At 46.9% G+C, this 14898-nt stretch carries 7 protein-coding genes and 2 pseudogenes; all 9 read right to left on the bottom strand.

Features of this window, described 5'->3' with window-relative positions; all coding sequences use genetic code 11:
- Positions 1-41: 41 nt before the first annotated feature.
- Positions 42-557 carry a hypothetical protein gene (locus tag IPJ02_05685; GenBank protein ID MBK7375055.1) on the bottom strand — a complete coding sequence of 172 codons (516 nt, stop codon included), beginning with the start codon at positions 555-557 and terminating at the stop codon, positions 42-44.
- Positions 558-566: 9 nt separating this feature from the next.
- Positions 567-2393: an aspartate--tRNA ligase gene (aspS, locus tag IPJ02_05680; protein MBK7375054.1), complete on the bottom strand. Its 1827-nt coding sequence runs from the start codon at positions 2391-2393 to the stop codon at positions 567-569.
- A 41-nt stretch (positions 2394-2434) separates the two neighbouring features.
- On the bottom strand, positions 2435-2788 hold the full coding sequence (locus tag IPJ02_05675) for a hypothetical protein (protein MBK7375053.1): 354 nt from the start codon (positions 2786-2788) through the stop codon (positions 2435-2437).
- Between the two features lie 165 nt (positions 2789-2953).
- A pseudogene (locus IPJ02_05670) lies at positions 2954-5498 on the bottom strand (hypothetical protein).
- Between the two features lie 1707 nt (positions 5499-7205).
- Positions 7206-9275 (bottom strand): annotated as a pseudogene (locus IPJ02_05665) (alpha-2-macroglobulin).
- Positions 9276-9612: 337 nt separating this feature from the next.
- Positions 9613-10488, bottom strand: a complete 876-nt coding sequence (sucD, locus tag IPJ02_05660; protein MBK7375052.1) for a succinate--CoA ligase subunit alpha — start codon at positions 10486-10488, stop codon at positions 9613-9615.
- A 122-nt stretch (positions 10489-10610) separates the two neighbouring features.
- Entirely contained in the window at positions 10611-11351 is a 741-nt protein-coding gene (locus IPJ02_05655) for an ATP-binding cassette domain-containing protein (GenBank protein ID MBK7375051.1), read from the bottom strand.
- 293 nt (positions 11352-11644) lie between these two features.
- Positions 11645-12388 (bottom strand): ABC transporter permease, encoded by a 744-nt coding sequence (locus tag IPJ02_05650; protein MBK7375050.1) that lies wholly within the window; start codon positions 12386-12388, stop codon positions 11645-11647.
- 123 nt (positions 12389-12511) lie between these two features.
- A complete protein-coding gene (locus IPJ02_05645; GenBank protein MBK7375049.1) occupies positions 12512-14860 on the bottom strand; it encodes an NADP-dependent malic enzyme in 2349 nt (782 codons plus the stop codon).
- Positions 14861-14898: the final 38 nt, after the last annotated feature.

Here is a 14898-nt window from a genome sequence, read left to right as displayed (position 1 = left end):
TCAAAATTAAGGTTCCTGGTGATACACAGTATCAGGCAGATTTACTTTTCGGTAAAACTATTGCTTCCTATACTGTCAATTTCTTTGCTGATAATGGTTTTATTTTTTTTAATAGCTCTGAATAATAAAATATAACCGATAATTACAATAACCGAGGTGAAGAAGGTTACAACAAACAATATTCCTATAATATCCATAAGGTCGCCAAATTCATATAGGGAGGGGAAGTATATCATTAGCCTTCTTATTACCGCAAAAGAGATGTATCCAGAAAATGATTGGATCAACATGAGGAAAACGATAAGAACCTGGGTCTTTCCCTTATCTGTAAAAGAAATTTCACCGATATTTTTATGCCGATAGTAGAGTGTTATTCCCCAGATATCCGAAATAATATAAATTCCATAACCAGCCAAGATTACCAAAAGTAAAAGAATATCACCTGAATGAAAATCGAAAGGAGTTGAAAATATGTCGTAAAAAAATAAGACCAGAATTGCGGTCGCAGCAACAGCATTACCAACACAGGCAATTGTATGTAGCCACCATTTTTTCAAAAAAACTATTTAGCTTTTCAAATCCAGTTTTATCTGCAATTCCACGAACTGCTTCTCATCAATACTTGCCGGTGCATCCAGCATCACATCCCTGCCTGCATTGTTCTTGGGGAAGGCGATAAAGTCACGGATGCTTTCACTGCCGCCCAGTATGGAACAAAGCCGGTCGAACCCGAAGGCAATACCACCATGCGGAGGAGCGCCGTATTCAAAAGCGCCGAGTAAGAATCCGAATTTATGTTGCTGTTCTGCTGCATCCATGCCCAGGGCGGCAAACATTTTTTCCTGCAGTTCCCGCTGGTAAATGCGTATGGAACCGCCGCCGATCTCATTCCCGTTCAGTACCATATCGTAGGCATTGGCCTTGATATTGGCATAAGGATGTTTTAAATACTCGGTTGCATTTTCAATGGCCGGGTTGTTATTGATCATTGTTTCGATCTGTGCTGGCTTGGGTGATGTGAACGGATGATGCCTTGCCACCCAGCGGTTGCCTTCTTCATCGTATTCAAACAGCGGGAAGTCGAGCACCCATAATAACCTGAATTCATCAGGCCTGCGTAAACCCAGCCGGGTGGCCATTTCCAGGCGAAGTTCACTGGTGGCTTTTCTTGTCCTTTCTTCTGCCCCGGCAAGAATTAAAACCAGGTCGCCGGCTTTGGCATTGGCAGCAGCAGCGATCGCTTTCAGTTTGTCTTCGCTGTAAAATTTATCGACACTGCTTTTGAATGTTCCGTCGGCATTGCATTTAATGAACACCAGGCCTTTCATGCCGATCTGCGGGCGCTTCACCCACTCGGTCAGTTCATCTGTTTGTTTACGGCTGTACTCGCTGCAACCCGGCGCTGTAATGGCGATCACACTCTCGGCATCATTGAATACCGCAAACTCACCGGCGATCAGGGATGAGATATTTTCTTTCCCCGGAAAAGTATGTGCCGGGTATTTCAGGTTGCAGAGTTTCATGTTGAAACGGATATCGGGCTTGTCGTTCCCGTAATTCCACATGGCTTCCTCCCAGGTCATGCGTTCCACTTTTTCTGTGTAGTCAACATTCTTCACATCTTTGAATATCCTTTTTACCAGCCCTTCAAACATGGTTAAAATATCTTCCTGCTCTACAAAACACATTTCGCAGTCTATCTGGGTGAACTCAGGCTGCCGGTCGGCACGCAGGTCCTCATCCCGGAAACATTTCACGATCTGGTAGTAGCGGTCGTACCCGCTCACCATCAGCAACTGCTTAAATGTTTGCGGACTCTGGGGCAGTGCATAGAACTGTCCGGGGTTCATCCTGGACGGGACCACAAAATCCCGGGCGCCCTCCGGTGTACTTTTGATCAGGAAAGGCGTTTCAATATCCATGAAATCATTTTCATGAAGGTAGTTCCGTGTGCTTCTGCCAACCGCATAGCGCAGTTCCAGGTTCTTCTTAACGGCATTTCTCCGCAGGTCGAGGAAACGGTATTTCATCCGCAGGTCATCACCGCCATCGGTATCATCCTGTATGGTGAAGGGGGGTACGGCTGATTTGTTTAGTATCTTAAATTCAGCAACTATGATCTCAATATCGCCCGTTGGGATGTTGGCATTTTTGCTGGTACGTTCATTGACGGTGCCCTTTACCTGCAGCACAAATTCCCTTCCCAGCGGGTTGGCATCCAGGTCTGCGTTTAAACTTTCTGCAAACAATAACTGGGTGATGCCGTAGCGGTCACGCAGGTCAATGAACGTGATGCTGCCGAATTTACGGACGGTTTGTACCCATCCGGCCAGGGTTACTTCTTTGGTCTTATCAGTTAATCTTAATTCACCGCAGGTATGAGTTCTGTACATATAGGTATCTCAAATTGAGCGGCAAAGATAATTTAAATGGCTTACATCGTTTCCACGGAATTTTTGTGCATGGGCTTCCATATTATGTAATAGTACCCCAGCAACAGGATGCCGATAACAAAGGGGATGATGGCCAGGTGTTTAAAGGTATATTCACCGAAGAGGATCCTGGTATCAAAACCTAAGAATTCGCTGACCATCCAGTAGGCATTGGCGGTGATCCAGAAAACGATGGCCACATTATGACAGACCTCACTCATGAATTGCCGGGTTCGGAAAGAAATAACAATGGCAATGATGAGGGTAGGGAAGATCATGGCAATACCTAGCGGTTTCCATATCATGCACCAGCTGATGTCTTTGAATAACCAGAAAACAATGTGCAGGTTTTCCATCCGGCGGTAACGGATGGGTATGGAATAGGCGTGTTCGTTTGACATGCTGGTAAAAGTTATAAGTTCTAAGTAATAAGTGTTGGATTAAAAGTACAAAAACATTAAATTAGAAACTTGGACTTATTACTTATTACTTAGAACTTATGACTTATTCCTTATGACTCATCATTCTACGCTCACCCGTATCCCTTCACTGTGACTGGTAAATTCAGGAGCATACATACATTGTATCGTAGTAATGCCATTGCTGAAATTACCGGCATGGGTCACGAACATCGGGTATTCAAAAACATAACTGCCCCGGGCCAGCCAGCCAAAGAAGAAATTGGTGCTGGCATCTTTGGTACTTTCATAATATCCCAGTCCGCCCTGGTATTTATATTGGCTGATGACATTGGTTGGTTCCATGCAGGCTGCCCGCATGTCTTTCATGTGCACGTATTCCATGTCCCGGTCAACCTTTAATTCGATACGTACTTTTATCTTGTCGCCCACTTTCAGCCCGGCACCGTCTTCTAAGGCTACCAGTACAGGTCCTTTGTCAGAATTCTTTTCAACAAATAATTTCTTCACCAGCTTTAAGGGTGTTTCAGCGGGAGTTATCTTATCCAGGTCTTCAAAGTATTGCCAGTAAACAGCCCCCCAACTGCCCCCTGAAGAAGGAACCTTAGAGTCTGCTGATTTTACGGAGACGGAAATATTGCCCATTTCTGGTTTTACTTTATCTGCTTCAATTCTTTTTTTGAAATAACCGGTTCCTGCTTCAACCTCACCCCGTCCCTCTCCTAAAGGAGAGGGTGACGCTGTAGAAAATATTTCGTTTCCAATTTTTATGATTACTTCTTTCTCTTCACTAAACCAGTTGCTGCCGCCTAGTAACAATGCATAGCAGGCTTCGGCCGTTGCTTTGGTGGTCTTCCAGTTCCGGGTTTGCTTTTGTTTCAGCAGCCAGGTCTTCAGGTCATCGATGGTGGTTACATCTTTATCAATATCAGTAAATGCTTCGATCATCATGGCCTGGCTTTCTATGGGTGCCTGGTGCCAGTAATATCCGCCGGTTGTCCATTCTTTCCAGTACATGCCCATCTCTTCCTTGCTGATGGAATTTTCTTTCAATGATCTTATAATGGCTTTTGGCGTTACCGCATCATTGCTGCGGTGCAATGCCAGTGCGATCATGGCCTGCATGTACTTGCTGTTGCTGAGCCAGAATTTTTTAGCCTGGCCGGTATAATAGTTATAAGCTGTTTGTGAGGCAGCAGCCATCTTGTATTCCGGAAAGAAACTCCGCATGTACAGGTATTGGATCTGAATATAGCTAAAGTTATTGTTTGTTAGTTTCACCTTGTAGCGGATGAGATTCTCGTAATCCTCTTTTTATTTTCTTATCGAGATAGGGGATCGCTTTATCCACGATGGTTTTTATGGTTTGATAATTATCCCCGGCCAGTGCATTCAGTTTGCGTAAGTGGCCGATGCCGGTGGCAATGTACTGGGTCATATACCGGTCATCGATGCCGCCCTTGAACCAGGTGAAGCCACCGTTGAGACCCTGCATCTCTTTCAGTTTGTTGAAAGCGCTTTCCTGCTCCCTGCTCATGCGTACCATATCGAACAGCAGGGCGATATTCTTCTTTTGCTGGTTCTCGTTCTGTGCATCCAGTACCCAGGGTGTTTCCTGCAAGAGGGCCGATTTCAGTTCCTCATTTTTTTGGAGATTACTCAATAATGCTGCGGTGTCAAGATTCTTCCAGCTTTCAAATACTGTCTTTATTTTTGGTACCGACTTGCTGATGAAGGAAGCCAGTGTGTTTGCATAATAACGGTTAAAAGTTTGTTCTGCGCATTCATATGGATATTCCATCAGGTAGGGCAGGGCCTGTACGGCATACCAGGCGGGGTTGCCGGTATATTCAACGGTTAATGCATGATGGGTAAGCGTTGTGCTGCTGCCGCTGTTGAATAGTTTGTCAAACTTAAAATTCTTTGTTGTTTTATTACGCATATTGATGGGCAGGCTTTCTGTAACCAGCATGCGGTTGGTTAAAACCGGAATAGCCATTTCTTCCCCGTCGGAATAATTGCCTGCCCTGGCAATAATGCGGTAGGTCATGGCCGAATTAAAGTTGAACGGTATCTCCATCGGGAACTTCACGGCTGCGCTTTGCCCGGCTGCCACGGTGAAGTACTGGTTGGGGAACACGTTCTTGAACCAGCCGTCAACCGGTTTGTTGCTGGCGGCATCCAGTAATTCCAGTTGTGCAATGCCGGTCACTTCACTATCGCCCAGGTTCACGATCTTGGCGCTGAATTCCATATTGTCACCCTCCCTCATAAAGCGAGGAGCATTGGGTTGTACCATCAGGGGTTTTTGGGTGACTACCGTTTTCGATGTATAACCACTTGCCAGGTCTTTGGTATGCGCCAATGTCATCAGCTTCCACTTCGTCAAAGCCTCGGGCATGGTAAAGGAAAATTCCACGTTGCCTCCTGCATCTGTTCTCAGTTCGGGGAAGAAGAAGGCGGTTTCGTTGAAATTTTTTCTTGCCTTTATCTCATCTAATTTAGGTTTTGAACCTTTGCCGGATTTGGTGGTTACTATAATTGCACCATTGGCTGCTCTTGACCCGTAAATAGCGGTAGCTTCGGGACCTTGCATAATTGTGTAATCAGTTATATCGTCAGGGTTAATATCAGTTCCGCTTTCCATGACAACTCCATCAACAATATATAAAGCACCGGCACCTACGCCAAGACTATTGGACCCACGTAAGCGAATCGTCGTTTCAGCACCCAGTTTAGCTTCAGCCTGGCTACGAACCTTTGCCCCTGCTACTTTGCCGGCTAAAGAGCTATCGGCTAAAGGTGCAGCAACATTATACATATATTTAACCTGCCTGGTGTAACGGGATTCCAAGAAATCACTTGTAAGCCTGTCATACGATTTAGTTGCTCCACTTAGCTGCACATATTCCCTCTTATTATATTCATCTGATTCTGTTTTTTCAAATCCATTTTTCTCCCACCTGGTTATATTATACATGCCGGGCCAGATATTTATTTTATTCCAGCTATGTGGTTTAAACTGGTCAAGACTTGCATCGTACATGCCAGCCAGCATTTCAGCTGCTACTTTCTCTCCTTTGTTACCGCTGATCTTTACTTTCCATTTTTCCTGGCTACCGGGTAATAGTTTATCCCGGAAGGTTTCGTAACTGATATTAAGGTCTTTGTTACTCCAGGGCACAGCAAAACTTTCAGTGCCGCTATACACCCGGTTGTGTTTTACAAATGCATAACTGATGGCGATGCCGCCCCGGTCATTCTCAGTAACCGGTATGGTTGATTGAATGGGCATCACCGAAGAGATATTCTGGCTTGCAGGCTTGCCTGAATTGCTCATCCGCTGTATCACCTGTATGAGCCAACCATTGGGAAAGCCCGAGCGGATGCTGTATGTGATATTATCCCCGGGTTCAGCTACCTGCTTTGAAGCTATGAATGTGACCGGGTCTTCGACTTCGCTCAGACCCTTGCCTGCCTGTCCTTCGACTCCGCTCAGGACCCTGATGAACTTCTCCGCTTTCACCTCTTCACCGTATTTATCCTTTGTAGTGGCCACGATCTTATACCAGCCGGGTTGCCAGCCTTTCACTCCCAGTTCCCAATTTCCATCCTCATTTGTTGAATCTGCCTTATCAATGAACTTCTCTGCGAGGGGCCAGTTCTGCATCTTGTCCTCATCCTTGTAAACATCATACGGGAACCAGGCTTCGTATTCATTCCGGCTCATCACGAACTGGTCGGGCATTTCCCAGTAACGCTCCCGGAAGATCTTACCCGGGGATCTTACCCGGGTGAATGTTACATGCACATTGGCCTTTTCAAAAATTTCGTTCAGGTTGGTGCTGCGGATATTTAATGCATGCAGGCTGTCGCCCGGCATTTTCTCCGGCATATCAATATTCAGTTGAAGCGATTGGTAGGCCACCGCCACAGATGTATTACCGCTTCTTGTTTCGCCATTGATGTCGGTAACATCGGCACTCACATCGTAATAAAATGTGGGCTGGTCTTTTTTATCAACGGATGCATCGGGTATGGCTTTGAAATTTATTTTGAATTCACCTTTTGCATCGGTGGTTGTTGTACCGTTGCTGATCTCCACTTCTTCCGTGCTGCCATAAAGGGGTTTATAGGAATACCATCCCCACCAGATGGGGTAGCGTACCTTACGCACTACCCGGTAGCTTACTTTGGCGCCATCGATATTATTACCTGCATAGGCTTTTGCCGTGCCTGATACTATTATGCTGTCGTTGATGCGATAGGTCCCTTTGGGCTTTTGTATCTCGGTGGAGAATTTGGGACGCTTGTATTCTTCCACGCTGAAACTATGGTACGCATTGGTCAGCGAGTCCACCAGGCTGAAAGAACCGTTCATTACCCCTTCCGGCAAACGGAATGAACCATTGTAACTCCCGAATTCATTGGTGACCAGCGCAAGTTCTGCGGACTTTTGCCCATTGGCATCCCGCAGCATGACTTTCGTTTTAAAACCCGGGACCACGGAGCTTTTTGCGGCATTTGCATCTTTTTTTACCACGATGCCTTTGAAATAAACGGTTTGCCCCGGACGGTAAATGCTGCGGTCGGTGAATAAGAATGTCTGCGGTTTTATTGTGGGAGCATAGCCGTTGTAGCTGCTGTAGTAATAACTATTACCATCGTCCATGAAGAGTTCATCACCGTCGTGATCGATCTGCAGCCTGAAATTCCGGTATTCCTTTATTTCTTTTAACCTGAAAAAACCGGATTCATCCGTCAGGTACTTTTCTGCTTTTATTTCTTCGTACGCACTTATTTTTTGATTGTATCTTGATTCCCATACCTGTACCCGGGCTTTTGCCAGCGGCTGGCCATTATCCCGGTGCAGCACATAGTAATCGTTGGAATTGGTATTTATGTAACTGATGTTGCTGACATAAGTAAGCTGGCGGGCAATGATGTTCTTGGTAAGCGAAAAGCCTGGATCAATACTGGCCAGTATGAAGTAGGTGCCGTTTGCCAGGCCATCTGTTCTTATTTCGGCGCTGTGTTGCTGGTGATCCTGCAGGTCGGGGAGGTTGATGCTCCAGTTTTTTTCAGGCTTCATGTCAGTATACGCCTTCCAGAGTTTCTCATAATCCCCCCGGTCGAGTTTCCTGATCTCTTCCCGGCTGGTTCTTATTACCCGCAGGTAAACCGTTTTGATGTTCTTATACTTTACCAGGGTTCGGAAGGGTTGCAGCGGCACATTCACTTTTTCTGTTTCAAGACTTAAAGAAGGCTGTTCTATTTCCATCAGGCTGTTCCTGGCATTGATGCCGCCTTCTGATTTTGGAAAACGGGCATACAGTGCTTCAAACAATTCCTTCGCCCTTTTTATTTCATACTGGTAATCGGTTTTGGTAAATGGCTCATAGCCGCGGCCACGTTGCAGGTAGATCTGTCCACGTAAGTAAGTGGCCTGTGCAGCAGCCGGGTTATCCGGGTATTTCTGTTCGACATTCCTGAGTGCTTCTTCATACAATTTTTCCTTTCCGTCCATCACGCCATTGTTATTCACAAAGTCGAGCCGTAACAGGTCGGCATCGATCAATGCTTCATGATTGGCATCTGAAATGTGGAATTTAAGTATATCCTGCAGGAGAAGGATGGCCTTCTGCTGCAGCGATGCCGTATCCTTGGTTTTGAAGGATGCTTTTATGAAATCATCTGCCTTGGCAAAAGCATGGGGCTCGTCGATCTTAAACTGGTAAGCCGGTTTGGTAACTCCATCCTCGTCATTCATAAAGAATTCCAGCGCCCGGTGGGCCAGGAAATCAAAGAGGGTGGGGCGTAGTTGCCGGGTATTTTCTCCCCGGATGATGATGGCATCCAGTCCTTCCAGTTTTGTGTTCTTTAAAATATTGTCGTTCAGTAAAGAGGCTCGGTACAGTTTTGTAATGGTTGTGTAGAGTTTGTCAATGCTCCAGGTACTGATGTCCCTGCTTTTTTCTTCGGCCAGTTTGGTGCGGTCATAGAATTTCCAGCGGTTATTCTGCAGGTATTGCCAGAACATTTCGGCCTGCATACTCTGTAAAATGTTCTTTGCAGGTGATTTGGCCCTGGCAATAAGGGTATCCACAAAAAAGATATTATTCTCCTGGCTGTCCTCATCCAGCATATTGCGGTACTTCACCTGGTACATGCAGGTCTTTATCTGCTGGGCATCGTTGCCGTCTTTTACGGCCAGGTTGTAAATGTTCAGCACTTCCTTCAGGGCAGACCGGGTGAGCCCCTTTTTCTCCAGTTCTTCCACCTTCTTCCAGCTTTTTGGATAGTCGTTTTTTGATTGTGACATTGTGACCGGGGAAATGCCGGTTAACAAAAAAATAACCAGGAGGATTTTCTTTAGAGACATACGGGATATTTTATTTACAAGATACAATTTGTGACCGAGCATGTTTACAATGGCGGTTAAATATACGTCAGCAATGAGATGTGTGTTATGTATGATTTGCACAAGTAATGTTTGTAATTTTCTTTAACATTTCCTTTGCGGCAGAAATGAACCCCATGGCATGTGTATTGGTTATATAGAGGAGAACAGTTTTAGAGCATAATCCTATGCAGGCTAAACGTTGTTTTATGGCTATACTTTAGGCCGGGGTGAAAGCCCCGGTTTTTTTTACCTCACCCCTTATCCCCCTCTCCAAGGGAGAGGGGGATCGAGAATGGGGCGTACATAAATTTAAAAACCCGGAACATGTCCGGGCTTATGCAAAAGAAATTTTACGTTTTTATTTCTTCATCACTTCTGCCATTGTCTTACCAATATCGGCCGGGCTGGCCACCACATGAATGCCGCACTCGGCCATGATCTTCATTTTGGCAGCGGCGGTATCGTCTGCCCCACCAACGATGGCTCCTGCATGGCCCATACGGCGGCCGGGGGGCGCTGTTTGTCCGGCAATGAAACCAACCACCGGCTTTTTGTTCCCGGTTGCTTTAATATAGTGTGCAGCTTCGGCTTCCATGCCACCGCCGATCTCACCGATCATTACGATAGCATCAGTCTCTGTATCGTTCATAAAAAGTTCCACCGCTTCCTTGGTGGTTGTGCCAATGATGGGATCGCCGCCGATACCGATCGCCGTTGAAATGCCCAGCCCTGCTTTGGCCACCTGGTCGGCCGCCTCGTAGGTCAGGGTTCCTGATTTGGAAACAATACCCACCCTTCCTTTTTTGAAAATAAACCCGGGCATGATGCCCACTTTACATTCTTCGGCAGTTATAACGCCGGGGCAGTTGGGCCCCACCAGCCTGGTCTTTTTACTTTTCAGGTAATTCTTCACTTTCACCATGTCCTGCACGGGGATGCCTTCGGTGATGCAAACCACCAGTGCGATACCGGCATCGGTTGCTTCCATGATGGCGTCTGCTGCAAAAGCCGGAGGTACAAAGATGATGCTCACATCCGCCCCGGTTGCTTTAACTGCATCGGCCACCGTATTAAAAACGGGTTTATCCAGGTGGGTGCTGCCACCCTTGCCGGGTGTAACGCCGCCCACTACTTTGGTACCGTATTCGATCATCTGTGTGGCATGAAACGTGCCCTCGGTACCGGTAAAGCCCTGTACGAGTATCCTGGAATCTTTGTTAACGAGAACTGACATGGATCAATTAAGAATTAAAAATTAAGAATGAAAAATTAAGACCTGCCTGCCGGCAGGCAGGATTGGCGCAAAGATAGGGCAGAAGGGGTATTGTAGAAAAGGATATTTTGGATATCCGGGTATCACTTCAGCATCTCATCCATATCCCTGTTATCCGCGATCTTTCCCTTGGCTTCCAGCATGCGCATGTCTTTGGCATCCTGTAAGAATTCGCTGGCAAAAATGAAGTTATTCAGGCGTTCGTTCTTGGAAAAGATGATGTCTTTTTTATTGCCGCTCCATTCTTTTTTTCCGTCGTAGAGGTAGATGATGTTCTCACCCATTTCCATTACGCTGTTCATGTCGTGGGTATTGATCACCGTGGTCATGTTAAACTCCCGGGTGATGTCTAGCACAAGCCGGTCGATCACCATCGAGGTCTGGGGATCGAGGCCCGAGTTGGGCTCATCGCAAAACAGGTACTTCGGGTTGAGTACGATGGCACGGGCAATGCCCACCCTTTTTTTCATGCCACCGCTGAGTTCGGCCGGGTATTTTTTATTCACGCCTTCGAGGTTAACCCTGGCCAGCACTTCATTCACCCGCTTAAGTTTGTCCGAAAAACTTTTTGAAGTGAACATGTCCAGCGGGAACATGATATTCTGCTCCACGGTCATGCTGTCGAAAAGGGCCGAACCCTGGAAGAGCATGCCGATCTGCTGGCGTAACAATTTCCGCTCATCCACATTCATGGCACTGAAACTTGCGCCGTCGTAAATGATCTCTCCTTCATCGGGTTCAAATAAACCCACCAGGCATTTCTGCAAAACGGTCTTGCCGCTGCCGCTTTGCCCGATGATGAGATTGGCCTTGCCCGTTTCCATCACATGACTGATATTATCCAGCACTACTTTACCATCGAAACTTTTCTGTATTTTTTTGAATTCGAGGGGGGGGGGGCCGGGGCCCTTTGTCCTCTGTTTTTTTTTTTTCAACTTTTTAAAAATACTTCATTGCTTTTTTCTCCCCCCCCTCCCCCCTCCTTTTTTGTCCCCCCGCCTAAATCCGTCTTTCTTGGCGGAGTTTTTAGTGCTGCAATGAATAATGAAGTTCTCCAGAATGTTATAAAAATAAAATTCAATCTTCTCCATTTCCCCCTTTAGGGGATAGGGGCAGCTTATTCGTTCAGCAGCAGCGCTGCCAGCACATAATCTGCAAACAATATCATCACACAACTCACCACCACGCTTTTCGTACTGCTCCTTCCGATCTCCAGTGCACCGCCTTTTACAAAATAGCCATAGTAAGAAGGGATGGTGCTGATGATGAACGAGAATGTATATGCTTTTACCAGGGCAAAGAAAACATTGTATGGTACAAAGTTCAGCAGCAGCCCTGCATCATAGGTATCTGTTGAAAGGATACCTGTTGCAGTTCCGGCTAACCGCCCACCCATGATCCCAAGTCCCATAGAAAGGATGACCAGCAACGGAATGGTGATGAGGCTGGCCAGTATTTTGGGCATGATGAGATAGGATTTTGTGTTGATGCCCATGATCTCCAGTGCATCTATCTGTTCACTAACCCGCATGTTACCCAGTTCGCTGGCGATCTTGCTGCCTACCACACCGGCCAGTACGATGCATACCACGGTGGGTGCAAATTCAAGGATCACGGTATCCCGTACGATCTGTGCAATGGTGGAAGCCGGTATGAGCGGGCTTACCAGCTGGTAAGAAGTTTGCACGGCACTCACCGCACCCATAAAAACAGAGATGATGACAACAATGCCCAATGAACCGATCCCGATCTCCACACACTGGTGCATGAGTTCTTTCCAGTACATGCGCCAGTTCTCCGGCCTGGTGAGCATGCCTCTCAGCATCAGCAGGTAACGGCCAAAATGATTGAAGAAAAGCATCTGTTGATTCGGTTTACGGGTACAAGTTACTATATAAACTGTTTATTATTTACCATTTACTATTATGTAAAACGCTGCTGGTTAAAGCCTGTCAAAAATGGTAAATAGTAAATGGCAATCCGGTCAGGTATCGTGTGTTTCCGACTTACGGCGCTTCCACCATTTGCTTTTCTTCACTTCTTCCTGTGTATCTGTCCTGGATTTGGATTGTGCATCCACCACGGCGATCAGGACCATGTTGAAAATGGAACGGATGGAACTGCCCAGCTGAAGCACATGCACCGGTTTGTTCAATCCAAGCAGTACGGGGCCGATGGAATCGGTTCCGCCCACTTCCTGCAAAAGATTGTAGGCAATATTTCCTGCCGCCAGGTTGGGGAAGATGAGGGTGTTCACTTCGCCATTCAGCAATTCGGTGAAAGGATAATTCTCTTTCAGTATTTCTTTATTGAAGGCCAGTATGCCCTGTACCTCGCCGTCGCAGATCAGCGAAGGGTCTTTGGCCTTTACCAGTTCCCGGGCATGCCGCACAAGATTTGCTTCCGGTGAATTGCTGCTGCCGAAGTTGGAATAGGAAAGCATGGCAATACGTGGTTTGATGTTGAACATCTTCACCTCTTTGGCAACCAGCAAGGTTATCTCCGCCAGTTCTTCGGCAGTAGGGTTGAAGTTCACGGTGGTATCGGCCAGGAACAAAGGCCCGCGCTTGGTGAACATGATGTACATGCCGGCAATTTTCTTAACACCCGGTTCGGTGCCGATGATCTGCAATGCGGGGCGGATGGTATCGGGATAATTCCTGCTCAGCCCGCTGATCATGCAATCGGCTTCGCCGTGTTCGAGTAACATGCAGCCAAAATGATTACGGTCCTTCATCGCCTTGGAAGCCTCATAGCGGTTCACGCCTTTGCGATGCCTTTTATCAAAGAAGATGTCGCCGAATTTTTTCCGTTGTTCTTCATTCCTGTCATCTTTCGGGTTGATGATGGGCATCCCTTCCAGGTCGATGCCGTTGTCTTCTGCCATCTTCCTTATCTTTTCTTCCTTACCAAGCAGGATGGGATACGCAACTCCCTCTTCCATGACCAACTGTGCCACTTTAAGGATCTTTACATTCTCTGCATCGGCAAACACCACCCGTTTCGGGTCCTTTCTTGCCTTGGTGCCAATGACACGGCTTAGCTGGTTATCCAGTCCCAGGCGGCTATTCAGTTCCTGTTCATATTTCTCCCAATCGGTGATCGGGTATTTGGCCACACCGCTTTCCATGGCAGCTTTTGCAACGGCCGGCGCTACGGTGGATAACAGGCGGGGGTCTAATGGTTTTGGAATGATATAATTGGGACCGAAGCTGATCGTTTTTTCATTATAGGCAAGATTCACAATATCCGGTACAGGCGCTTTGGTAAGTTCTGCCAGCGCTTTTACTGCAGCCAGTTTCATTTCTTCATTGATCTGGGTGGCCCTTACATCCAGGGCACCCCGGAAGATATAGGGGAACCCCAGTACATTATTCACCTGGTTGGGATAATCACTGCGGCCGGTGGCCATGATGATGTCTTTACGGGTTTCCACAGCCAGTTCATAACTGATCTCGGGCGTGGGATTGGCCATGGCAAAAACGATGGGGTTCTTTGCCATGCCTTTTACCATCTCAGGTGTTACCACATCCCCGGTACTTAAACCAATAAAAACATCCGCATCTTTCATGGCCCGGGTTAGATCATAGTCCTTGTATCTTTCATCCACACAGAATTTCACTTTCAGTTCTTCCACATCGGGCCGGCCTTTATACAGGATACCTTTACGGTCAAATACCATGAAGTTGCTGTGTTTGGCGCCCAGTGATTCGTATAGCTGTATGCATGCCATGGCGGCAGCGCCTGCGCCACTCACCACGAACCGCACTTTTTCGATCTTCTTTTTCTGTATTTCCAGTGCATTCAGCAAGCCGGCAGCGCTGATGATGGCTGTGCCATGCTGGTCGTCGTGCATGATGGGTATCTTGCAGCGCTTCTTCAGTTCCTGTTCTATGTAAAAACATTCCGGCGACTTGATGTCTTCCAGGTTGATGCCGCCGAAAGTTGGCTCCAGGGCCTGCACGATCTGAACAAATTTTTCCGGGTCTGTTTCATTGATCTCAATGTCGAACACATCGATGTCGGCAAAGATCTTGAACAATACCCCTTTCCCTTCCATCACCGGTTTACCGGCTTCGGGGCCGATGTTACCCAGGCCAAGTACGGCGGTACCATTGCTGATCACACCCACCAGGTTTCCTTTGGCCGTGTATTTATAAACGTCTTCGGGGTTTGCAGCGATCTCCAGGCAGGGTTCTGCCACACCGGGCGAATAGGCAAGGGAAAGGTCTCTTTGTGTTTTGGCTTCCTTGGTGGGTATTACTTCTATCTTTCCAGGCCTTCCTTTTGAGTGATATTCGAGGGCCTGTTGTTTGCGTGAGTCTTTTAACATAATCTGTTTGTCCCTGCCGGGAACCAGGGAATGGGTTT

The sequence above is a fragment of the Chitinophagaceae bacterium genome (assembly GCA_016710165.1).
Taxonomy (GTDB): Bacteria; Bacteroidota; Bacteroidia; order Chitinophagales; family Chitinophagaceae; genus Ferruginibacter.
Note: the sequence above shows the minus strand (reverse complement) of the source record. Positions and strands in the feature narration are given on the sequence as shown.